Source organism: Streptomyces sp. NPDC056486, from assembly GCF_042795295.1.
Lineage (GTDB): Bacteria > Actinomycetota > Actinomycetes > Streptomycetales > Streptomycetaceae > Streptomyces.
Window position 1 is genome coordinate 24,002 of sequence record NZ_JBHTSF010000039.1, and the last position, 21,794, is coordinate 45,795.

The window sequence follows — 21,794 nt, forward strand, 5'->3', positions numbered from 1 at the left end:
GGCGGCGGGGCAGAGGGCTATCTCTACGCAGGCGCCGCCTTCGCCATCGCTGTACGTGGACTTGCTCCAGTCCGGGGCGACTTCGAGGCAAGCGCCACCCTCAGAGTCGCTGTAGCTTGACTTGAACCAGGTCAGGTGCTCGCTCACAGTTCCTCCGCCATCCGCTTGATGAAGAGAGACGACTCCTCAGTACCGAGGGCCTCCATGCGGATCATGCTAAGTCGCTCGGTATGCGAACTCACCACCTCTGGCTCGGAGGTCAGCACGCTCGTCGACGGGCCCTCCGTAAATGCCAGACGTTCACGGTCCCGAGTCTCCAGCAGCACCATCGGCCCGAGCAAGGCAGCAGAGATCACCCGGGCGAACGGAAGGACTTGCACAGAGATGTTGTTTCGACGCCCGGTATCGAGCAGGCGCAACAACTGCCCCTCATCTGCCTGGGGAACCCGGAGCGCCGCCTCGTACACGACAAAGCTGATCGCTACCGGCGGTGTACGAGTGAGGAGTTCCTGTCGCTCCAGCCTCGCAGCGACTCGTCGCTCGACCGTCTCCTCATCAAGCGGCGGACAGTGGTTACTGATCAGCGCCCTCGCGTAGGGCTCCGTCTGCAGCAAGCCGGGGATCAGCCCGACCTCGTACCACCACAGGCTGACTGCCTGCTGCTCGTACAACATGAAATCCTGCGCCCGAGCCGGAAACTTCTCCGCCCGCACATAATCCTTCGCCGCACTAAGCAGCCCCTCCGCATGGCACAGCTCATCCGCCGCATCCAGCACCCGCGCGGTAGGCATCCGAACGCCCTGCTCCATGGCCTTGATGGTGTCGGGCGAGTAGTTGGAGGCAGCCCCCAGCTCCTCACGCGAGACGCTCGCCTTGGTGCGCCAGCGCTTCAGCTGGTTGCCGCCGTAGCGCCAAGTCGGGTTGTACTGAACGGACACAGCGGCCCCCTCCGGCGGATACACCTCGGCGTGTACCCCCTCAGTCACTACCGAGCGTAGCCCCGCACCACGCACGGTGTGGCCATGACGAATGCAATTCACTGGCCCGAGTGGGTCCCCATGGCGGGGCACCATCTCCGCGTGTCCGGCGTCCACTTCGACACCCTGCGGATCCAGGGCGCACGAGGAGAACTGGTCGCAGCGAGGCTGATCGCGGAGGCGGAGGGTGACGCGGGTCCCGTCATCTGCGAGGTGTCCGGAGCCCGGTGGATGTACTTCCTGGTGGCGCCGGGCACGGCAGAGGACCACACCTGGCCGCTGGGCGTACAACGCTTCGGGACGTCGCGCACGGTGACGTACATCGGGGTTCCGGCGCTGGCGGGCAACACGTGGCCGCTGGGTTGGTACAGCGAACCGACGCCGACCGCTCCGTACGTGGAACCGGCTCGGCTGCTGATGGCGCTGGGGCCGGTCAGTCCATAGGAGGGGCGGCGGCACCTGCGTCCCCGGTTGCTGTGTGTGACGGGGGGTTGGCGGATATCTGAGTTCTGGACTATTCTGAAAACTCAACTAGTCGGGGAGGCGAAGCAGGTGCCGGAGTTCAGTTCCGCCTGGCTGCGTGCGGCCTTGCCGTTGTGCCTGCTCGGGATGTTGGAGCGCGGCGAGAGTTATGGATATGCGCTGCTTCAGGAATTGGGCGCGGCCGGGTTGGCCAATGCCAAGGCGGCCACGCTCTATCCGGCCCTGACCAGGCTGGAAGAGGAAGGCGCGGTCGACATCCGCTGGAGCGCGGGCGAGGGCGGGCCCGGCCGGAAGTACTACAGCCTCACCGAATCGGGGCGCGAGCGCCTGGCCGTCGAGTATCACGCGTGGCGGGACTTCCACGGCGTGGTGACGGCCTTGGCCGGTCCGGAGGATCAACGAGAACTGGGGGAACACGATGACGCGCACGAGCGGCAGGGAGCAGACGCAGCAGAAGCAGGGGCAGGGGCAGATGCCTGACTGGGCCAGCGGCGACGATGCTCGGTGGGCCGCCGAGTTCGAGCTCGCGTTGGCCGTGGAACACACGCCGCCCGACGGACTCGCCGCGCAGGTACTTGAAGAGGCTCGGCTGACTGCCGTCGAGGCGGGGATACCCCTCCGGGAGATCTTCGGCGATCCCACCGCGTACGCCGAGACCGTCGCCGCCGAGCGGATCGACGAGGCTCATCGCAGCACCGTCGACCTCGAAGGTTTCGCCGCCGGTGACCGGTTCACCAGTTCGTTGTTGCTGGCAGGCGGCCAAGTCGCCCTGTTCGGTGTGGTGCTGTGGGCGAGCAACGGGTTCCGGGTGAACGTCGGTTGGCCCACAGGGGGCGCCGGTCTGCTGCTCGCCGTGCTCATCGTGCTCGTGACCGGTGTCATCCCCGAGCTGCGTGCGGCGGGGCGGCTTCGGGCCGGCCGGATAGCTGTCGCCTGCGCCGCGGTGCTTGTCGTGGCCTGCGCCGTGGGGTTCACCGCCATACCCCGGGGGCCCCAAGTGAGCGTTCCGGCACCCTCGCTGTTCGTCGTCGGTGCGTTGCTCGGGGTGCTGGGGTGGCGGCTTTCCCCTGAGCGCGTCGGGCGATGGTTCCGCGAGCGCGGCGTGCCCGCCGAGGCGATACGGGATGACGACGAGGCCTGGCTGACGCGGCTCTCCGCGTTGCTGCGGGGGCGGCACCGGGTGCCCGCGGGGGACGCCGCGCGCTGCGTGTCCGAGGCGCGGGACCATCTCGCCGCTTCGGGCGGGAGTGCGGCGGGCGAGTTCGGGGACGTCGAGGTCTACGCGCTGCGGCTCAGCGAAGGGCCGGGGAAGACGCGGCGTGCGGCACGGGCCGAGGTGGTGCCCACTGTCCTGTTCACCGGGGGAATCCTCTGGTGGGGCCTCGACCTCGTCAGTACGCCGGAGCCCGCGTCCCTCTGGTTCTGGGCCAAGGTCGCCGTGCTGGTCGTCGCCATATGGGCTTGGGCCACCACCACATGGTCGCTGTGGCGCAAGCTGCGGCCGGGCGGCACAGGCGGAACGGGCGGAACGGGCGGCGACTCAGGCGCCAAGAACGCCTGATCCTTCACCGCCCGTCGCAGGCAGCCCGCTCCGGTTACTACACCGAATTACTACACCGAGCGCAGGCCCAGGGGCCCGGCGATCTCTTCCGCCATGACCTTGCCCGCCGCCTCGGCGAGTGCGTCCTCGGCCAGGTCCTCGTCCGTGTCCAGGCCGTTGAGGTCCTCAAGGGGCTGGTTCAGGCGGACGTGGGCCACCAGGGACTGGAGGGCTCGCAGGGCGCCCGATGCGGTGGAGCCCCAGTTCGAGAAGTACGAGAACTGCCACCACCAGAGGGCTTCCACCGTGCGGCCCGCGCGGTAGTGCGCCAAGCCGTGGGAGAGGTCGGCGACCACGTCTGCCAGGTCGTCCGAGATGCGGCAGGCCACGGGGGCCTTGCGGGGCTCGTACGGGTCGAAGACCTCGGAGTAGACGTCGATCGGCTCCAGCATGGCGGCCAGGCGTTCACGCAGGTCGTCCACGTCCCGCTCCGGGCCGAGGTCCGGCTCGTAGCGGTCCTCGGGGACGATGTCCTCGTGTGCGCCCAGGCGTCCGCCGGCGAGGAGGAGTTGGGAGACTTCGAGGAGGAGGAAGGGAACTGCCGAGTCCGGCTCGTCGCCCTTCGCGACCTCTGTCACCGCGACGATGAAGCTCTCGATCTGGTCCGAGATCTGCACCGCGAAGGAGTCAGGGTCCTGGGCGGATGCGTGCAGAAGGACCGTCGGCTCGGGGTCGAGGAGCAGCTCGGGGGCGGCCATCGGCTCGGGCGTGACGATCAGCTCGGGCGTGACGATCGGGTCGGGTGTGATCGTCGCTTCCGGCTTCGTGGACTGCTCTGGCTGCTTCTTAGACATCTAGGAGTCGTCTCCCCTCGAAGGCGCGGCCCAGTGTGACCTCGTCCGCGTATTCCAGATCTCCCCCGACAGGGAGCCCGCTGGCCAGGCGGGTGACCTTCAGGCCCATGGGCTTGATCATGCGCGCGAGGTACGTCGCTGTGGCCTCCCCTTCCAGGTTCGGGTCCGTGGCGAGGATCAGCTCGGTGACCGTGCCGTCCGCGAGGCGCGCGAGCAGCTCTCGTATACGCAGGTCGTCCGGGCCAACACCTTCGATGGGGCTGATCGCCCCACCCAGTACGTGGTACTTCCCCCGGAACTCGCGCGTACGCTCGATCGCCACGACGTCCTTCGGCTCCTCGACGACGCAGATGACGCTGAGGTCGCGGCGCGGGTCGCGGCAGATGTTGCAGAGCTCTTCCTGCGCGACGTTGCCGCAGGTCGCGCAGAAGCGGACCTTGTCCTTGACCTCAAGGAGGGCGTGCGCGAGGCGGCGCACGTCCGTGGGCTCCGTCTGCAGGATGTGGAAGGCGATCCGCTGCGCGCTCTTGGGACCGACGCCGGGCAGCCTGCCCAACTCGTCGATGAGGTCCTGAACCACGCCTTCGTACACGGGGTGCCTTTCCTGCTTTTGCCGAGTATCACACTTTGGTACGTACGGTAGTTGGCCTGTGGCCCTCTTAGAAGGGAAGGCCCGGCATACCGCCGCCGCCAAGGCCCTGCGCGAGCGGGCCCAGCTTCTGCTGCTGGAGCGCCTGCGCGTTCTCGTTCGCCGCCTGGACCGCCGCGACCACCAGGTCCGAGAGGGTCTCGGTGTCCTCCGGGTCGACCGCCTTGGGGTCGATCACGAGGCCGCGCAGCTCACCGGCGCCGGTGACCGTCGCCTTGACGAGGCCGCCGCCCGCCTGGCCCTCGACCTCCGTGCGCGCGAGCTCCTCCTGAGCGGTCGCGAGATCCTGCTGCATCTTCTGGGCCTGCTGAAGCAGCTGCTGCATGTCGGGCTGGCCACCACCGGGGATCACGATCAACTCCTGTCTCGAAGGTTTCGAATGGTCTGGGACGGTCTGTGGAGGTATTTACGGTGGATTTTCCACCTGGAACGAGCCTACGTGGTCGGGGGTGCCCGCGCCCCAGCACTCTTTCGAGTGAGCTCAGCCGTCCTCCTATACCTGATCAAGCACCTCTTCCGGGCGGAAATACCGCGATAACGGGCTCACGGCCACCCATTGGGCGGTAGGACTGGGGCTGCGCATGAGCAGATGACATCAGTCGCTTCAGCACCATCAGCACCATCAAGGATCTCGTAGAGGTAGAGGGAGTGCCGGGTGAGCCAGCCGGAGATGCAGCCCGAGGGGGTGCCCCAGGAGGGGCAGGGTGCCGGGGCGGATGCGGACGGTTCTCGGCTCGGGGATCTGACGGGGCGGGCCTTTCCCGTCGGCGACTGGGGTGAGCCTGCGGCGCGGCTCGACGAGCTGTACCGGTGGGTGGAGCGGGGCGCGCTCGATACCGCGGAGTGGTACCTGTCCGACCGGGCGTGGAAGCGGCGCGGGGCGCGGCTGGCGCGGGTCGGGGCGGCGGTGGGGGCCGTGGGCGCGGGGGTGCTTCCGCTGCTCGATCTGGCGGGGGCGGCGGGGGGCGTCGCCACGTGGGGGTTCGTCTCGCTGCTCGCGGGCGCCGCGTGTGTGGGGTGCGATCGGTTCTTCGGTCTCACGTCCGGGTGGATGCGGGATGTGGCCACCGCGCAGGCTGTGCAGCGGCGGCTTCAGGCGCTGCAGTTCGACTGGGCGTCGGAGAGTGTGCGGGAGGTTCTCGGGCCGACCGAGGGGACTGCCAGTGAGGCTGCCGATCGGTGTCTCGCGGTGCTTCGGCGGTTCTCCGAGGATGTGACCGAGCTGGTGCGGGCCGAGACCGCGGACTGGATGGTGGAGTTTCGGTCGGGGCCTTCGCCGTTGGCCATACAGGCCGTGGTTCCTGCCTCCCGGGGGGAGGCCGGTGCTGCCCCTGTCCGGGCCGCCCTGCCGCCGGGGGCCCGGCCCAATATGCCCCGGCAGCGGCCGCCGGAGCCTCGGTGAGGTGAGGCGAGGCGAGAGGCGGGGGCGGGGCATATCGGGCCGGGCCCCCGGTCCTCAAACGCCGGACGGGCTGAGATTCGTCAGCTATAGATGATCATTGAGCCTTGCGCCAGGCTTCGGGTGGTTGCCGCGTGCAGGCCCAGCCATACGTGGCGTTCCCTTGCGAAGGGGCTGTCGTCCGGTGGGGCCGGGGCCGCCGGTTCCTCCAGGGACGTGGGCGCCTCGGGGGGTGTCGGAGGGCGAGGGGGGTTGGACGCGTCTATGCCGATGGACGGGGCCACGAATTCCAGTTCCCGCAGGAGTGCGTGGGACGAGCCCAATGGGCCGCCGCCCGCGAGGAGTTCGTCGTTCGAGAGAGGGGCGGGGAAGTCGACAGGGACGTACGCCCCCGCGTGGTCGTAGTGCCAGACCAGGTGCGACTGCTGGGCCGTCGTGTCGAACATCTCCAGCAACTGCTCGTAGTCGCCGCCCAGTTCATCCACCGGCGTGACCTCAAGGCCGCAGACCTGGAGCAGGTACGCCCGGCGCAGGAAATGCAGCGCGTCGTAGTCGAAGCCCGCCACCGGGGCCACGTCGCCGGAGAGGCCCGGCATGTAGGCGAAGACGGGGACGGGGGGCAGGCCTGCCTCGTGCAGCGCCTTGTCGTACACCGCGATCTCTTCGGCGAAGGGATTGTCGGGGCTGTGGCACAGCACGTCGACGAGCGGGACCAGCCACAGGTCACAGGCCAAGGGGGCTCCTCATGTCGGACATCGGACGTTCCTCGCGTTCAGGCAGCGTAGACCGGGCAGGTGCCCCCTAGCTGCCCCCGTGCAGATCCCAGATCCACACCCCGTCTACCCACTTTCCGGGCCGGTCAAGGAGTTCCTCCACCGTCTCCCGCAGTGCGGCGTCGTGCTGCTGCGGCGCGAGAACCAGGACGCCCGCGTTCCAGTACGTCAGATCCTCGCGCGCCGCCCTGCGCCACGCGTCCGTTATCTGCGGGGCGCGGCCCGCCGAGCGGACGTCCCGCAGGAGGTTCGACGTGTTGCGGGGGGACGCGCCGTAGATGCCGATCCGGTCCGGACCCCACGGCCCGTTGAAGTAGCCGCCGGGCAGGCGGAAGTCCAGGTCGGCGGTGGTCTGCCAGTGCAGCGCCTCCGCACTGGCCGGGTCCGGGAGCGGTACCGGTACGAGGGACTCGCCGTCGCCCAGGTACTTCTTCCAGGTTCCGTCGGCGATGAACGCGGGGGGCTGCGCCCGGTCCACCGATCGCAGCGGCGCCGGCACGATCGGCAGGAGGGCGAGGGCGACCGCGGCCACGCCCGCGTACCGCGTGGCCGTCATCCGGCGCGTGGAAGCGAGCAGCCGCGCAAGCGCGAGCGCGACCAGCATGCCGAGCGCCGGGGCGCACACCATGGCCACCCGCGACTCGATGACCGACTCGAAGAGGGGTGCGTGCGCCAGGGGTGCCCACGGGCCGGGGAGCACGACATCCGTCATGGGGATGCGGAACTTCGGGCCGAGGGAGAGGAACGCCGCCGCGACGGCCGTGAACGCCAGCGCCTTCACCACCGCCCGCTCCCAGAGACGTACGACGATCGCGAAGGCGAGGGCGACCAGGGGCCAGCCGTAGAAGGCGTTCTGCTCGGTGGGGTTCTGGGCGAGGGCGCTCGCGGTCTTCTCGCTGCCCGCGAGCGAGCGTTCCGCGAAGGAGAGGAGCGCGAGCGGGCTGTTGCCCGCGTCGTCGCCGTGCAGCACGCTCGTGTAGCTCTGCGGCCCGAAGAACTGCCAGTAGAGCGGGAAGGCGACCAGCGGCACGGTGACCGCCACGGCCACGCCGAGGCCGCGGGCCAGGGGCCGGATCGCCTCCCGCGCCACGTCCCTGCGCGCCAGCCCGTACGCCGCCGCGAACAGCAGCATGCCCATAGCCGCGAGCAGCAGCGGCTCTTCGCCGAGGAAGATCTGGTAGGTGGTGAAGAGGCCGAGGACGACTCCGTCACGTACGACACTCGTGCCCGCGCCGTCTCTATTTCCCTCGCCCTCGCCCTCGCCCTCGCAGAGCCGCAGTGCCCTGTCGATGATCAGCGGGATCATGAACAGGACCATGAAGTTCGGGTGCGCCTGGGCGTGGCTGATCATCGGTGGCGCGAAGGCCGCGAGGGCCGCGCCGACAGCTGCCGCGCCCCGGTGACGTACGAGACGCCTGAGGATCAGCCAGTACCAGGCGACGGCGGTCGCGGCCAGGCCCAGTGTCATCGCCGCGTTCAGGGCGGCGGCCGGGCCGAAGAGCCAGGTCACGGGGGCGAAGGGGACGGAGAGGCCGAGCATGACCGTGTTGGCCATGAGGTTCACGCCGTCGGGAGCGTTCTGGAGGGTCGTGAAGAGGGGGTTCTGGAGGTGGCGGACGTTGTCCGCCGTCACCGCGAAGAACCACTCCCACTGATTCTGGTCCTGGAGGGAGTCCGGGAGATAGCGGTCGCCCGGCGCGATCAAACGGCCCGAGTAGAGGATGACGGCCATGGCCAGGAAGACCGCCGCGACGAGCAGGTCCCTCGGCGGGACGGTGCGGATCTTGAGCGAGGTCAGTTCGGCCAGGACCTTCACGTAGTCGACCGGGCGGACCTTCGAACCCTCCTGGTGCGCCCAGCGCACCGGCACCTCGGCGACCGGCCAGCCGGAGCGGCGGAAGTACTGCAGTATCTCGACGTCGATCCCCCAGCCGCGGAGGCGGGACGCGGCGAAGGCCTCACGGGCACGGTCGCCGTCGAAGAGCTTGAAGCCGCACTGGGTGTCGCGGACTCCGGGGACGGCGACCGTACGTATCAGGAAGTTGCCGGTGCGGCCGAGCAGTTCGCGCAGGCGGTGCTGGTGGCTCTCGATCGTCGCGCCGGGGCGGGCGCGGGAGCCGATCGCGGCCGTGTGGCCGTCGGTGAGCGCCTTGTCGAGGCACTCCAGTTCCTCGATGGGGGTGGCCAGATCGGCGTCGGTGATCAGTACGCGGTCGCCGCGCGAGGCGAGGACACCGAGGCGCAGGGCGTGGCCCTTGCCGAGGTTGCGGGGGGAGTGGATGAGCTGGACGCGGGAGTCGGCGGCCTCGGCGTCGGCGGCGATGTCGAGGGTTCCGTCGGTGGAGCCGTCGTCCACGACGATCAGCTCCCATCGGGCGCGGGCGCCGCCTTCCGTGCAGCCCTCTCCGCCCTCTCCGTCCTCTCCGCCCTCCAGGTACGCGCGGATCGCGGCGAGCGTGGGAGCCAGGCGCCGTTCCTCGTTGTAGGCGGGGACGACGACCGTCAGGTCCACACTCATGCAGCGGCCGCGAGACGCTCGATGAGGGCGAGCGAGTGGGCGTTGTACTCGGCGATGATCGCGTGCGCGGCCTGCGGGTCGCGGTGCGCGAGGGCGTCGACGAGCTCGGTGTGCCGGGCCCAGAGGGTGCCGCGCAGGTCGCCGTCGCCGCGTTCGACGGCGCGGCGGAGGTAGGTGACGGCGCAGACCCAGGACTGGACGCGGATGCGGTGCAGGAAGTCCGAGAGGTAGGCGTTGCCGAAGAGGGCGCTGAGCTCGCGCCAGAAGCGGAGGTCGTAGCCGATGAGGACGTTCAGGTCGCCCGCGCAGGCGGCGCGGGCGGCTTCCTCGCCACGGCGGCGTACGGACAGGAGCGCGGCGGCGGCTTCGCTCTGGGGCTTGGGTCCCAGCGGGGTGCCGTTTCTCGCGAGGTCGCGGAAGATTCCGTCGGCGACGAGTCTGCGGGCCTCCAGCATGCCGCGGTAGTCCGCGAGGGAGTGCTCGTGGACGCGGTAGCCGCGGTGCTGGTCGGCGTCGAGGAGGCCTTGCGCCGCGAGGTTCACCAGGGCCTCGCGGACCGGGGTCGCGGAGACGCCGTACTGCTCGGCGATCTCCTTGACCGTGAACTCCTGGCCCGGCTCCAGACGGCCGCCGAGGATCTCGTCGCGCAGCGCGTCGGCGATCTGCTGGCGCAGAGTGCTGCGGATGACGGCGGGGGCGGCGGGGCCGTCGGTGCCGGGCATCTGGGTTCCCTCGGAGTCGTCGTCTTGGTGGTCGTCGTTTGCTTACGAGCACGTCAGACTACGCGGTCGGGGTTCCCGGGGGCCGGGCGCCAATGTCTCTGGCCGGGGGCCTGGGGGCGGGGCCGGTCCTGGGGGTGGGGGCCGATCCCGCGTACGGCGCCGTCTCCGTCTGTGCTGCCGCTTCGCGGCGGAACTCTCCCTCCCGCCCACCCGATTACCCGGGGTCATGGGTGGGTGGGAGGGAAAGACCCGGCGCGAAGCGGCGGGTGAGACGGAGCCGGGCGTGGCCGACGTCCTGCCCGAGCGGGGCCGGGCCGGGCGTCGGCCATGACGCGGGGCCGGGTCAGGACACGTGGTCGTCCGCCACAGTCAGCGCAGCGTCAAGCGCCGCGAGGCCTTCCTTCGCCTCCGTGTCCGTGATGTTGCACGGCGGAACCACATGGGTGCGGTTCATGTTGATGAAGGGCCACAACCCCTGCTTCTTGGCGGCGGCGCCGAACGCTGCCATCGGGGCGTTCGCCTCGCCCGTGGCGTTGTACGGGACGAGAGGCTCGCGGGTCTCCTTGTCCTTGACCAGTTCCAGGGCCCAGAACATGCCGAGGCCACGGACCTCCCCGACGCTCGGGTGCCGCTCGGCGAACTCCGCGAGGGCGGGGGCGATGATCTCCGTACCGACGCGGGCCGCGTTCTCGATGACGCCCTCGTCCTCCATGACGTTGATCGTCGCCACGGCGGCGGCGCAGGCCAGGGGGTGGCCGGAGTACGTAAGGCCACCCGGGTAGGGCCTGCGGGCGAACGTCTCCGCGATGGCGGAGGAGATCGCGACGCCGCCGAGCGGTACGTAGCCGGAGTTCACGCCCTTCGCGAAGGTGAGGAGATCGGGCACGATGCCGCCGTCGAAGTTGTCGGCGGCGAACCACTTGCCGGTGCGCCCGAAGCCCGCCATGACCTCGTCCAGGATGAAGACGATGCCGTGCCGGTCGCAGATCTCGCGTACGCCCTTGAGGTAGCCCGGCGGCGGGATCATGATGCCTGCCGTGCCCGGGACGGATTCGAGGATGATCGCCGCGATGGTCGCGGGGCCCTCGAAGGCGATGGTGTCCTCAAGGTGCTGGAGGGCGCGCTCGCACTCCTGCTGCTCGTTCTCGGCGTAGAAGGGGCTGCGGTAGAGGAACGGCGCCCAGAAGTGGACGACACCCGCCGAGCCGTTGTCGGAGGCCCAGCGGCGGGGGTCGCCGGTGAGGTTGATCGCGACGGAGGTGCCGCCGTGGTACGAGCGGTAGGCGGAGAGAACCTTGGGGCGGCCGGTGTGGAGGCGCGCCATGCGGGTCGCGTTCTCCACGGCTTCCGCGCCGCCGTTGGTGAAGAAGATCTTGTCGAGGTCGCCGGGGGTCCGCTCGGCGATGAGGCGTGCGGCCTCGGAACGGGCTTCCACGGCGAAGGCGGGCGCGAAGGTCGTCATCGTCGCCGCCTGCTCCTGAATCGCGGCGACGACCTTCGGGTGCTGGTATCCGATGTTCGTGAAGACGAGGCCGCTGGTGAAGTCGAGGTAGCGGTTGCCTTCGTAGTCCCAGAAGTACGAGCCCTCGGCGCCGGCTACGGCGAGGGGGTCGATCAGCTCCTGTGCGGACCAGGAGTGGAACACGTGGGCGCGGTCCGCGGCCTTGACGGCGGCGCCGACCTGGGGATTCGGCTGAGGGGTCATGTGGGCGAGGGTAAATGTCCAGGGTGTGGACGGGGTATGGGCGTCCTGTTTCGCGGCGGCGGGGGGTACTGGACAGTGTGTCGGGGCGTTGACTTGTCCCCAACCCCGCCCCTTCCCGAAAACCCGCTCGGCGCGGGGGCCCTGTGCCTTGGTTGCCGTTATCACCGGCTTCGCCGAGTTCGTCCTCAAACGCCGGACGGGCTGGATCAATCGTCGTCCGCCACCACCTTCGCCCTCGGCTCCCCGCCCTCCCCGCAGCGGATCTCGTACGGCAGGTCGTCCTGTTCGTCGTCGTCGCTCGGCTCCGCCTCCAGGCGGGCCACCGCTGCCGGGCCCCGTTCCACGTCGTCGTCGATGTGGAAGCCGTCCGCCGGGCTCCACGAGACGAGGTACACCGTTCCGTCGGCCCTGCACTCGACCGTCGCCGTCCCGCCCGTGAAACGCAGGGTGGAGCGGTCGGACGCCTTTTCCGAGGGGGCGCTGCTCGACGGAGAGGATACGGACGGAGTCGGCGTCGGAGTCGGAGACGCCGAAGTCGCCGCCAGCGCTCTGCTCACCGCCCCCTCGTCCAGCGGACGACTGTGCGCCGCTCCCCCGCTGTCCGAACTGGCCAGCTGCCAGGCGCCCAGCGCCCCCGCGGCCGTGCCCACGCCCACCCATGCCGCGGTCACCACCGCGTTCCGCCACTTCCTCATCCGGATCATCCGGACACTGTGCCGCACCGTTTCCTAACGCCCGGTTAAGGGCCGCCCAAAGCACCTGGCTACGGTGGATGTATGGCCCATCTTCTCGTCGTGGAGGACGATCCCCAGCTGCGCGGTGCCCTCGTGCGCGCTCTGCGCGACAAAGGGCACGCCGTCGCCACCGCGCCCAGCGGCATGGCAGGCCTGGACGCCGCGGTCACCCACCGCCCCGACCTCGTCGTACTCGACCTGGGTCTGCCGGACGTGGACGGCGCCCAGATCCTGCGCATGCTCCGAGCCGTCAGCGACGTACCCGTCATCGTCGCGACCGCACGCGACGACGAACCGGAGATGGTGTCGATACTGGAGGACGGAGCCGACGACTACATCGTCAAGCCGTTCGGCGCCGCCCAGCTGGACGCCCGTATCAAGGCAGTGCTGCGGCGCCTCGGCGCGACCGAGGTGGCCGAGGAGCCGCTGCGGGTGGGAGGCCTCGCCATCGACCCGGCATCCCGCGAAGTCGCCCTGGACGGTAGCCCGCTGGATCTCACCCCTCGTGAGTTCGAGCTTCTTGCCTACCTCGCCCACCGACCGGGCCAGGTCGTCTCCCGCCGTGAACTCCTCGCCGAGGTGTGGCAGCAGCCCCTGGGCGGCGCCGACAAGACCGTCGACGTCCATCTCTCCTGGCTCCGCCGAAAACTCGGCGAGACCGCTCAGGCGCCCCGCTATCTCCACACGGTCCGCACCGTCGGCGTAAAGCTGACGCCTCCTGAAGAGCCCGCACGCTGATGCGCCGCAGTCTTCTCCTCCTCACCGCCGCCACCACCGCCCTGGTGCTCACCGCCCTCCTCGTTCCCCTCACCCTCCTCACCCGCACCCACGCCGCCGACCGCACCACCGCCGAAGCCACCGCCCGTGCCCAGTGGGTGGCGCACGCCATCGGGCCCGATCTCGCCACCTCGGAGGAGCGCGAGACCGCCGAGCAGACCGTGGAGAGCGTCAACGCGTCGGATCTGCCCAACACTTCACTCGTCTTTGCCGACGGCACCGTGATCGGACCGGATCCCCGGCACCAGCAGGCCCACATCACGGAGGCCGTCCGCCTGGCCCGCACCGGTCGCGCGTTCACCTACGAGCCCTCCACCGGCGGCCGTGAGGTCCTCGTCCCCGTCCAGGGCGCCGCCGACGGCACCGCGGTCGTCCAGGTCACCCTCACCGAGCGCCAGCTGTACGCGGGGACCATGACCTCCTGGCTCGTGCTCGCCGGGATCGGGGTCGGCCTCGTTCTCATCGGGCTGCTCCTCGCCGACCGTCTCGGCGCCCGTCTGGTCGGCGCGACCCGGCGCCTGGCCCGTACCGCGGACCGTCTTGCCGCGGGTGACCTCACCGCGCGCGCCACTCCCGAGGGTCCGCCCGAACTCCGGCTCGTCGCAGGTCAGCTGAACCACCTCGCCACCCGCATCGACGAACTCCTCACCGCCGAACGCGAGAACGCCGCCGACCTCGCCCACCGCCTGCGCACCCCCGTCGCCGCCCTGCGCCTGGACGCCGAGACCCTCCGTGACTCGGAGGAGGCGCACCGCATCGCCGCGGACGTCGCCGCCCTCGAACGCAGCGTCGACGACGTGATCCGCAAGGCCCGCCGCCCCTTCCGGGACGCCCCGTACGCGGACCTGGCCGCTGTGGCCCGCGAACGTGCCGCGTTCTGGCTGCCGTTGGCGGAGGATCAGGGTCGTACGACGGAGACGTCGACCCAGCAAGGAGCCAACCCGGTACCCGTACCGGAGGACGACCTCACCGCCGCCATCGACGCCCTCATCGGCAACGTCCTCGACCACACACCCCAAGGCACCCCGTTCCGCATCACCGTCCGCACCACCCCGGCAGGGGAAGCCCAACTCGTCGTCGCCGACGAAGGTCCCGGCCTCCCCGCCACCTACGCGGCGGAACGCGGCTCAAGCGGCGGCGGCTCCACCGGGCTCGGCCTGGACATCGCCCGCCGCACGGCGGAGGCAGCGGGCGGCACCTTCGACATGGCGTCGGACGCCAACCACGGCACCCGGGTCACTCTCACCTTCCCGCAGGCATCCCCGCGGCCCGCGGAAACGCGACCCGGACAGCCCGGGCCCACCGGTTGACCCCCAGTTCGGGGCGCAGCGCGGCGAAACCGCCGCAGTACTTCGTGAAGTCCGCGGCCCGCACCCCGTACCGGTGAAGGACACGGTCCGCCTCCGTCAGATGCCCCTGCGTCTTGGTCTCCACCAGGACGAGCCCGGAGTCCGCCGCCACCGACCGGCCCGTGGCCACGTCCCGGACGACGAGTCCCGCGTCGCACGTGATCCGCTGGCCGTCGGCCACGAAGGTCGCCCGCTGGTACTCGGTGACCAGGGCCGTCGTCAGGCCGCCCGGCGCCTCGATCCCGTACGACCCGCTCAGGACGCCCGCGAGGAAGCCCTGCCGCTCGGCGTCGAGCACGCGGTCGTCGCCCTCCAGGCGCTGGCGGTGCTTGACCGTCTCGCCACGGCCGCTCTTCAGCTTGATCTCGAACTGCCGCTCTCCGCTGTCCTGGTAGACCCGCTCCCGGATGCGGTAGCGCAGCCGCCTGCCCTGCCGGTGGTGGTGGTAGGTGAGCAGCTCAGGGGTGTCGTAGTACGTCGAGTGGTAGTTGAACCAGCGCTTTCCGCCGATGCTCAGGGCCCGGAAAGGGCCCGAGGCGCGGCGCGGATCCGTGAGAAGCGCCGCCAGGTCGTCGAAGATCTCGACCGGCACCAGATAGCTGTTGTCGTAGCGGGCGAGCAGCTCAGCCCGGGCGTTGACCTCGTCGAGCGAGATGGGGTGCGCGGCGAGCGCGGCTCGTCCGATGGCGCGTACGGCGGGGTTCACACGGTCTCCTTCTGGTGGGGGACGGCAGGCGTGCGGGACCGGGTCGTGCGGCGTCGTGGTGCCGTACGTAGGAACTCCCCGGCCCTCTCGGAAGGTTCCGGTTGCCGGAAGCGGACTTCCAGAACCGTCAGGTCGCGGACGTAATCCACCTCCTGGACGGTCCAGCCCAGCGGCTCCCCCAGGCGCCGCGTCAGCTCGGCGCGGAGCTCGCTCTCCTCGCGGTACACGGCGTCCAGGGTGATGACGGCGCGCCGGTCACCTGCGAAGAGGCGGGGATGGTCGGCGCCGTACATCACCAGGAGCAGCACGGCCGCGAGCCCGGCGGCGACGGGCAGGTCCAACCCCGGAAGGCCGCACAACAGCCCCAGGACGAGGGTGATGAAGTAGTACGCCACTTCCTGGTGCTGCAGCGCGTCCGAGCGGAGCCGCACGATCGAGAGCACCCCGAAGAGCCCGAACCCGAGCGCGAGCCCGCCGTTGCCGCCGGCGCTCGCGAGGGCCGAGACGACCGCGAAGAGCGCGACGTTCAGGGCGAGATAGGCGGGGACCAGCTCTCGTCTGCGGTGCCGTGGATAGAAGACCCCGAAGGTCAGGAGGGTCACGGCCACCAGGTCGAGGCCGAGGTGGGCGGCCATCTGTCCGAGGTTTTCTGCGCTGTCCATGACCAGGACGCTAGGGAACGGCGGGTTAAGGGCGCCCCCAGCAGGAGTTAACGAGCCCGGCCCTCTTCTCAGGCATTGACCGTCAGGCATTGACCGTCAGGAGTTGACCGTCAGGAGTTGACAGCATGTTGTCGTTTTGACAGCATGTTGCCATAAGCACATTGACGCACATCGAGCAGCGGCACCTCACCCCGTGGAGGCAGTCATGACCCGCAAGCCCGTGCACCTCGCCGTATACGACACGCTCGCCGACTGGGAGCCCGGATACGCCACCGCGTTCCTGGCCCGCGCCGGATATGAGATCCGCACCGTCGCCGCGCACTCGCTCGACCCCGTCACCACGGCGGGCGGCGTCCGCGTCAAGCCCGATCTGACCCTCGCCGACCTGCGGCCCGAGGACAGCGCGCTGCTGATCCTGCCCGGCGCCGATCTGTGGGACGCGGGCGACGACCTGGCCCCCTTCGGCCGCGCGGCCCGCGCCTTCCTCGACGCGGACGTGCCGGTCGCCGCGATCTGCGGGGCCACCGCCGGACTCGCCCGCGAGGGACTGCTCGACGAGCGCGCGCACACCAGCGCGGTGTCGTTCTACCTCGCGGCCACCGGATACAAGGGCGGCGAGCGGTACGTGGACGCCGATGCCGTCACCGACGGCGGCCTGACCACGGCGGGGCCGACCGAGCCCGTCGCCTTCGCCCGCGAGATCCTCGGGCGGCTCGGCGCCTTCGAGGGCGAGAAGCTGGACGCCTGGTACCGGCTCTTCCACGACTCGGACGCGGCCGCCTACGAGGTGCTCAACTCGTGAGCGCCGAACGCGACGGCGACCGGGTGCGGGAGCAGCAGGACCTGTTCTCCCGCACCGCCCTCGGCGTCTTCCGGCTCAACGGTCAATTCCTCTCCGTGGCCGATGAGTTGGCCAAGCCCGGCGGTCTCACCGCCGCCTGGTGGCAGGTGCTCGGCGCCGTCCTGCGCGAGCCCCTGCCCGTCGCCGGGATCGCCCGCGCGATGGGCATCACCCGGCAGAGCGTGCAGCGCATCGCCGACCTGCTCGTGCGGCGCGGCCTCGCCGAGTACGTGCCGAACCCGGCCCACCGCCGCGCCAAGCTCCTGCGCCCCACGGACGAGGGCCTGGCCGCCGTCAGGAAGATCGACCCCGGCCACGCGGACATGGCCGCCAGGCTCGCGGACGCGCTCGGCGCGGACGAATTCGCTGAAACCGTACGGGTGTTGGAACGGCTGTCCGGCATCCTGACCGAGACGTCCCTCCCGGCGGCCCTCCCGGCGCATACGCAACAACCCGTTACGGAGACGTAGCTGGCGGTACGTGCCCCGATGTCGTACCACGCGACTATCCTCGATCTGTTGCACACCAACGGGGGAGGTCGGGGCGACGATGGAGAAGCTGGGACCCGGGGATCCACAGCGAATAGGCGCCTATCGGCTGCTCGCGCGGCTCGGCGCGGGCGGCATGGGGCACGTCTATCTGGCGCGATCCGACCGGGGACGTACGGTCGCGGTGAAGCTGGTGCGTGAAGAGCTCGCCGAGCAGGAGGAGTTCAGGAACCGCTTCCGGCAGGAAGTGCAGGCGGCGCGGCGGGTCGGCGGCGCGTGGACGGCGCCGGTGCTCGACGCGGACACCGATGCGACGATCCCCTGGCTGGCCACGGGATATGTCGCGGGACCCTCGCTCCAGAGCGTCATCTCGCACGACCACGGGCCGCTGCCCGAGCGGTCCGTGAAGATACTGGCGGCCGGGCTCGCCAACGCCCTCAAGGACATTCACGCGGCGGGCCTCATCCACCGCGACCTCAAGCCGTCGAACGTGCTCGTCACGATCGACGGCCCCCGCGTCATCGACTTCGGCATCGCCCGCGCGCTCGAAACGGTGACCGACGGCGGCCTGACCCGCACCGGCGCCCTCGTCGGCTCGCCCGGCTTCATGGCGCCGGAGCAGGTGCGGGGCGACCGGATCACTCCGGCGTGCGATGTGTTCTGCCTGGGTTCGGTCCTCGCGTACGCGGCTTCGGGGGCGCTGCCGTTCGGCACGGCCAACAGCGGCGTGCACGCGCTGATGTTCCGTATCGCGCAGGAGGAGCCGGATCTGGAGGGGCTGCCTGAGGAGCTGGCCGAGCTGGTCGGCGACTGCCTGCGCAAGAACCCCACGGAGCGGCCTTCGCTGGAGCAGCTCCTTGAGCGGACGGGTGCGGAGGACACGCTCGGCGACGGCGGCCGGACGCGGGACCCCTGGCTGCCGGGGGCGCTCGTGGCCCAACTGGGCCGTCATGCGGTGCAGTTGCTCGACACGGAGGATCCGGACGAGGGCGGGGGCGGGGCGGAGTCGCCGCCGCCCGTCAACGGATCGAAGGGGCCGGTTCCGCCGGTGTCGCTCGCGCCGCCCAAGGAGCTGACCGCGGGGGGCGAGGGCGACGCACCCAAGCCCACCGGAGCCGGAGCTGGAGCCGGGGCCGCCGGAGCAGCCGCGGCCGCTGCGGCTGGGGCTGGAGCTGGGGCTGCCGCCGCCGAGGCCGGAGCCAAGCCCGCACCCGCACCCACCGACGGCGACACCCCACCCCCGCCCGGAAGACCGGGCGAGGCCCCGCTCGACCACCTCCCCACGATGATCACCGGCCAGGCGCCACCCCCCACGCCCCCACCGGGCCCGGCGTACGGCTATCCCCAGCAGCATCCGCAGCAGCACCCTCAGCAACATCCGCAGCCCCAGCAACACCCCCAGCCCGGCTACGGCTACCCCCAACAGGGCCCGTACGGCCCCACGCCTCCCTACGGCCCCACACCCCCGTACGGGCCGCTCGTCCACCCCCAGGCCGAGCCCCCGCGCCGCAGCGGCCGGTCCACCGCCGCGCTCATCGCGGTGGCCGTCATAGTGGCCATAGGAGCAGGCGGCACGGTGTACGCGGTGATGAAGGGCGACGACACCACGAAGGCGGGCGGCACGAACCCCAAGTCGCCGTCCAACAGCGCCCCTTCGACGCCGGGCACACCGTCCGACGACAAGACGCCGGAGCCCGGGACGACGCCGCCGACCTCCCCCGCGTCCAAGGCCGAGGAGGGCACGGTCCCCGACAAGTTCCTCGGCACCTGGAGCGGCTCCATCGAGAACGACATGGGCAGCAACCCCCGGCAGCTCGTTCTCCAGCAGGGCGAGGTCGGCGACACCGTCATCTCGATCACGGCGGACGGCCCGACCGACACGGGCGGCACGTACCACTGCGTGTTCCAGGGCAAGTTGGAGTCGGCGAGCGGCAACACCCTGCGCATCGGGCCCACGGACGTGATCGTCGGTGAGCCCGCGACCTCCTGCACACCGGGCAAGGCGAGCACGGTCACGCTGCTCTCGGACGGCAGGCTGCACCGCGAGAACACCGGCACGGACAAGGGCCTGACGTACGACAAAGAGGGCTGAGGACGGCGTGGAAGACGGGAGTGGGCGCCCCGGCTTCAGCCGGGACGCCCACTCCGTCGTACAGCGACAGCCGCCGGAAGCTGTCAGCCGGCGACCGCTAGATGAACGAGTTGATCTCGATCGTCTCCGTGCGGCCCGGTCCCACGCCGATCGCGGAGATCGGGGCGCCGGACATCTCCTCCAGGGCCTTCACGTAACCCTGCGCGTTCTTCGGCAGGTCGGAGAAGGTCTGCGCCTTGGTGATGTCCTCGGACCAGCCGGGGAGGTACTCGTAGACCGGCTTCGCGTGGTGGAAGTCGGTCTGGTTGTACGGGAGTTCCTCGACGCGCTTGCCGTCGATCTCGTACGCCACGCAGACCGGGATCTGCTCCCAGCCCGTCAGGACGTCCAGCTTCGTGAGGAAGAAGTCCGTCAGGCCGTTCACGCGGGTCGCGTAGCGCGCGATCGGGGCGTCGAACCAGCCGCAGCGGCGGTCACGGCCGGTGGTGACGCCGCGCTCGCCGCCGATGCGGCGCAGGTCCTCGCCGTCCTGGTCGAAGAGCTCGGTCGGGAACGGGCCCGCGCCGACACGCGTCGTGTACGCCTTCAGGATGCCGATGACGCGGCTGATCTTCGTCGGACCGACGCCCGTACCCGTGCAGGCGCCGCCCGCGGTCGGGTTCGAGGAGGTGACGAAGGGATACGTGCCGTGGTCCACGTCCAGGAGCGTGCCCTGGCCGCCCTCGAACAGGACGACCTTGTCCTCGTCGAGCGCGTTGTTGAGGATCAGGGTGGTGTCGGCGACGTAACCCTTGATGTTCTCGCCGTGCTCCATGAGCTGCTCGACGATCTGGTCGACCTCAATGGCGCGGCGGTTGTACAGCTTGGTGAGGAGCTGGTTCTTGACCTCGAGGGCCGCCTCGACCTTCTGCTCCAGGATCGACTGGTCGTAGAGGTCCTGGACGCGGATGCCGGTGCGGTTGATCTTGTCGGCGTAGGTCGGGCCGATGCCGCGGCCCGTCGTGCCGATCTTGCGCTTGCCGAGGAACCGTTCCGTCACCTTGTCGACGGTCACGTTGTACGGCGTGATGATGTGCGCGTTACCGCTGATCAGCAGCTTCGACGTGTCGACGCCGCGCTCGTTCAGACCGCTCAGCTCGGAGAGCAGGACCGACGGGTCGACAACGACTCCGTTGCCGATGACTGGCACGCAGTCCGGGGAGAGAATCCCGGAAGGGAGAAGATGCAGCGCGTACTTCTGGTCGCCTACGACGACCGTGTGGCCGGCGTTGTTGCCGCCCTGGTATCGCACTACATAGTCCACGGAGCCACCGAGCAGGTCGGTGGCCTTTCCCTTGCCTTCGTCACCCCACTGAGCACCGAGCAGCACAAGTGCGGGCACAGGCGTACACCCCTTCCGGGCGGGGCATGTCCAAGGTCTGGGGGCCGTAGCCGCCGTATGGGTGTGCCTTGGATGCTGCCCCGGAATAGACCAAGCCCCTGGCGCAATAGCGCAAGGGGCTCTTGCACAAAGATGCTACCCGAGGACGAAAGAAAGGGCGCACGTTGTCGGCTCGCGACCAGCTGCTAGTCGTCATCGACCCGGTCGCCCGGCGCACGGACGGTGAGTCGGTACGGATCGCGAAGGATGTACTGGGTGCGGGCGCGGCCGCCCGCATCTGCCTGCCGGAAGGACCGGAGGACTTTGCAAAAGCCCTGGCCAGAAGGGGTTCGCGGCGTCCCGTGGTGATCGGGGACGACCGGGCGCTACTGCGAGCCGTCGCGATCCTGCACCGCGAGCGCGAGCTCGATTCGTGTGCGGTCTCGGTTGTTCCTGTGGGGGCGTCTCAAGCGCTCGCGCGGTCGCTCGGGGTGCCTTCGGGGGCCGTCGCGGCTGCCCGTGCGGTGCTCGAAGGGGCCGAGCGGCGGCTGGATCTGCTCGTCGACGACAGCGACGGGGTGGTCCTCGGAAATCTGCGGATCCCACCCGTCACCTCCCCGGCGTCGGCTTCGGCCTCGGCCTCGGCCTCCGGGGGCGCGGCCTCCGGGAGCACGGCGGTGGACAGCCACCCCTGGCTGCGTACGTGCCAGTCCCTCGTACGCACCCTCGCGCGCCCCGCGCGTGTGGCGTCGGCGCCGGGACCCGCGCCCGCGAGGCTGCGGGTGGAGGCGGACGGCGTGCTCGTGGTGGACCTGGACCAGCCGGTGGAGGGAGTCTCGGTGAGCCGCGGGGCCGACGGCCTCGCGCAGGTCGAGGTCAGACCCTCATCGGTGGGCGCGGCAGCCGAGATCCTGCGGGTGCGGGCGCGGACGATCACGGTGTCCGGGGCGGATTTCCGGTACCGGGCAGATGCGGTGGTCGGAGGGCCTGTACGGACGCGGACGTGGTCGGTGCGGGCCAATGCTTGGGGCTTGATGCTGCCTCGGTGACCGCCGTGGGTTCAGCACCCCTGCTGAACCCCCCGCGGCCCCCCCCCGGCGTATACATTTCGGAAAACAACACCCCGGGGCCCCCCCCCCCCACCAGCAAACCCCCCCTCACCAGC

At 70.3% G+C, this 21,794-nt stretch carries 23 protein-coding genes; 10 read left to right on the forward strand and 13 right to left on the reverse strand.

The window, feature by feature from the left end; genetic code table 11:
- Window positions 1–147, reverse strand: a 147-nt coding sequence (locus ACFQ7F_RS17865; protein WP_383271398.1) for a DUF397 domain-containing protein, incomplete at its 3' end; no start/stop codon positions are given.
- Entirely contained in the window at window positions 144–938 is a 795-nt protein-coding gene (locus tag ACFQ7F_RS17870; protein ID WP_383271316.1) for a helix-turn-helix domain-containing protein, read from the reverse strand. The genes ACFQ7F_RS17870 and ACFQ7F_RS17865, both read right to left, overlap by 4 nt.
- 84 nt (window positions 939–1,022) lie before the next feature.
- On the opposite strand from ACFQ7F_RS17870, the gene ACFQ7F_RS17875 reads away from it, so the two are divergent.
- The 3 genes from ACFQ7F_RS17875 (at window position 1,023) to ACFQ7F_RS17885 (ending at window position 3,021) form a co-directional block, all read left to right on the forward strand.
- Window positions 1,023–1,421 (forward strand): hypothetical protein, encoded by a 399-nt coding sequence (locus ACFQ7F_RS17875; RefSeq protein ID WP_383271318.1) that lies wholly within the window; start codon window positions 1,023–1,025, stop codon window positions 1,419–1,421.
- A 108-nt stretch (window positions 1,422–1,529) separates the two neighbouring features.
- Window positions 1,530–1,940: a PadR family transcriptional regulator gene (locus ACFQ7F_RS17880; RefSeq protein WP_383271320.1), complete on the forward strand. Its 411-nt coding sequence runs from the start codon at window positions 1,530–1,532 to the stop codon at window positions 1,938–1,940.
- Window positions 1,879–3,021, forward strand: coding sequence for a hypothetical protein (locus tag ACFQ7F_RS17885; protein ID WP_383271322.1), 1,143 nt, complete (start codon window positions 1,879–1,881; stop codon window positions 3,019–3,021). The genes ACFQ7F_RS17880 and ACFQ7F_RS17885 overlap by 62 nt, the downstream gene beginning before the upstream one ends.
- A gap of 50 nt (window positions 3,022–3,071) precedes the next feature.
- Here ACFQ7F_RS17885 and ACFQ7F_RS17890 read toward each other — a convergent pair whose 3' ends face one another.
- The 3 genes from ACFQ7F_RS17890 to ACFQ7F_RS17900 form a co-directional block, all read right to left on the reverse strand.
- On the reverse strand, window positions 3,072–3,758 hold the full coding sequence (locus ACFQ7F_RS17890) for a DUF5063 domain-containing protein (RefSeq protein ID WP_383271400.1): 687 nt from the start codon (window positions 3,756–3,758) through the stop codon (window positions 3,072–3,074).
- Between the two features lie 88 nt (window positions 3,759–3,846).
- Window positions 3,847–4,446, reverse strand: a complete 600-nt coding sequence (recR, locus tag ACFQ7F_RS17895) for a recombination mediator RecR (RefSeq protein ID WP_125514107.1) — start codon at window positions 4,444–4,446, stop codon at window positions 3,847–3,849.
- Window positions 4,447–4,513: 67 nt separating this feature from the next.
- Window positions 4,514–4,855, reverse strand: coding sequence for a YbaB/EbfC family nucleoid-associated protein (locus ACFQ7F_RS17900; RefSeq protein ID WP_383271325.1), 342 nt, complete (start codon window positions 4,853–4,855; stop codon window positions 4,514–4,516).
- 303 nt (window positions 4,856–5,158) lie between these two features.
- Here ACFQ7F_RS17900 and ACFQ7F_RS17905 point away from each other — a divergent pair, with 303 nt between their 5' ends.
- Window positions 5,159–5,905 carry an SLATT domain-containing protein gene (locus ACFQ7F_RS17905; protein ID WP_383271327.1) on the forward strand — a complete coding sequence of 249 codons (747 nt, stop codon included), beginning with the start codon at window positions 5,159–5,161 and terminating at the stop codon, window positions 5,903–5,905.
- 80 nt (window positions 5,906–5,985) lie between these two features.
- Here the strand turns inward: ACFQ7F_RS17905 and ACFQ7F_RS17910 are convergent, their stop codons facing one another.
- The 5 genes from ACFQ7F_RS17910 to ACFQ7F_RS17930 form a co-directional block, all read right to left on the reverse strand.
- Window positions 5,986–6,636: a hypothetical protein gene (locus ACFQ7F_RS17910; RefSeq protein ID WP_383271329.1), complete on the reverse strand. Its 651-nt coding sequence runs from the start codon at window positions 6,634–6,636 to the stop codon at window positions 5,986–5,988.
- A gap of 67 nt (window positions 6,637–6,703) precedes the next feature.
- Window positions 6,704–9,193 carry a dolichyl-phosphate beta-glucosyltransferase gene (locus ACFQ7F_RS17915; protein WP_383271331.1) on the reverse strand — a complete coding sequence of 830 codons (2,490 nt, stop codon included), beginning with the start codon at window positions 9,191–9,193 and terminating at the stop codon, window positions 6,704–6,706.
- Window positions 9,190–9,915, reverse strand: a complete 726-nt coding sequence (locus ACFQ7F_RS17920; protein WP_383271333.1) for a GntR family transcriptional regulator — start codon at window positions 9,913–9,915, stop codon at window positions 9,190–9,192. The genes ACFQ7F_RS17915 and ACFQ7F_RS17920 overlap by 4 nt, the downstream gene beginning before the upstream one ends.
- A gap of 343 nt (window positions 9,916–10,258) precedes the next feature.
- Window positions 10,259–11,620: an aspartate aminotransferase family protein gene (locus tag ACFQ7F_RS17925; RefSeq protein WP_383271335.1), complete on the reverse strand. Its 1,362-nt coding sequence runs from the start codon at window positions 11,618–11,620 to the stop codon at window positions 10,259–10,261.
- A 206-nt stretch (window positions 11,621–11,826) separates the two neighbouring features.
- Entirely contained in the window at window positions 11,827–12,324 is a 498-nt protein-coding gene (locus tag ACFQ7F_RS17930) for a hypothetical protein (RefSeq protein ID WP_383271337.1), read from the reverse strand.
- A 72-nt stretch (window positions 12,325–12,396) separates the two neighbouring features.
- Between ACFQ7F_RS17930 and ACFQ7F_RS17935 the strand changes: the two genes are divergently transcribed.
- Together ACFQ7F_RS17935 and ACFQ7F_RS17940 are read left to right on the forward strand one after the other, a co-directional pair.
- On the forward strand, window positions 12,397–13,092 hold the full coding sequence (locus ACFQ7F_RS17935) for a response regulator transcription factor (RefSeq protein WP_383271339.1): 696 nt from the start codon (window positions 12,397–12,399) through the stop codon (window positions 13,090–13,092).
- Window positions 13,092–14,441 carry a sensor histidine kinase gene (locus tag ACFQ7F_RS17940; protein ID WP_383271341.1) on the forward strand — a complete coding sequence of 450 codons (1,350 nt, stop codon included), beginning with the start codon at window positions 13,092–13,094 and terminating at the stop codon, window positions 14,439–14,441. Before ACFQ7F_RS17935 ends, ACFQ7F_RS17940 begins: the two co-directional genes overlap by 1 nt.
- Here ACFQ7F_RS17940 and ACFQ7F_RS17945 read toward each other — a convergent pair.
- Together ACFQ7F_RS17945 and ACFQ7F_RS17950 are read right to left on the reverse strand one after the other, a co-directional pair.
- Window positions 14,374–15,186 (reverse strand): VTC domain-containing protein, encoded by an 813-nt coding sequence (locus ACFQ7F_RS17945; protein ID WP_383271343.1) that lies wholly within the window; start codon window positions 15,184–15,186, stop codon window positions 14,374–14,376. The two genes, ACFQ7F_RS17940 and ACFQ7F_RS17945, sit on opposite strands and share 68 nt — an antisense overlap.
- On the reverse strand, window positions 15,183–15,848 hold the full coding sequence (locus tag ACFQ7F_RS17950; protein WP_383271345.1) for a DUF4956 domain-containing protein: 666 nt from the start codon (window positions 15,846–15,848) through the stop codon (window positions 15,183–15,185). The genes ACFQ7F_RS17945 and ACFQ7F_RS17950 overlap by 4 nt, the downstream gene beginning before the upstream one ends.
- A gap of 205 nt (window positions 15,849–16,053) precedes the next feature.
- Here ACFQ7F_RS17950 and ACFQ7F_RS17955 point away from each other — a divergent pair, with 205 nt between their 5' ends.
- The 3 genes from ACFQ7F_RS17955 to ACFQ7F_RS17965 all read left to right on the forward strand — a co-directional run bounded on the left by ACFQ7F_RS17955 (window position 16,054) and on the right by ACFQ7F_RS17965 (window position 19,269).
- The gene (locus ACFQ7F_RS17955) at window positions 16,054–16,650 is read left to right on the forward strand and encodes a DJ-1/PfpI family protein (protein WP_383271347.1); all 597 of its coding nucleotides are present in this window, start codon (window positions 16,054–16,056) and stop codon (window positions 16,648–16,650) included.
- Window positions 16,647–17,159, forward strand: coding sequence for a MarR family winged helix-turn-helix transcriptional regulator (locus ACFQ7F_RS17960; protein ID WP_383271349.1), 513 nt, complete (start codon window positions 16,647–16,649; stop codon window positions 17,157–17,159). Before ACFQ7F_RS17955 ends, ACFQ7F_RS17960 begins: the two co-directional genes overlap by 4 nt.
- A 79-nt stretch (window positions 17,160–17,238) precedes the next feature.
- Window positions 17,239–19,269, forward strand: a complete 2,031-nt coding sequence (locus ACFQ7F_RS17965; protein ID WP_383271351.1) for a serine/threonine-protein kinase — start codon at window positions 17,239–17,241, stop codon at window positions 19,267–19,269.
- A 97-nt stretch (window positions 19,270–19,366) separates the two neighbouring features.
- Here the strand turns inward: ACFQ7F_RS17965 and ACFQ7F_RS17970 are convergent, their stop codons facing one another.
- Window positions 19,367–20,650, reverse strand: coding sequence for an adenylosuccinate synthase (locus ACFQ7F_RS17970; RefSeq protein ID WP_383271353.1), 1,284 nt, complete (start codon window positions 20,648–20,650; stop codon window positions 19,367–19,369).
- 164 nt (window positions 20,651–20,814) lie between these two features.
- Between ACFQ7F_RS17970 and ACFQ7F_RS17975 the strand changes: the two genes are divergently transcribed.
- The gene (locus tag ACFQ7F_RS17975; RefSeq protein ID WP_383271355.1) at window positions 20,815–21,678 is read left to right on the forward strand and encodes a diacylglycerol kinase family protein; all 864 of its coding nucleotides are present in this window, start codon (window positions 20,815–20,817) and stop codon (window positions 21,676–21,678) included.
- Window positions 21,679–21,794: the final 116 nt, after the last annotated feature.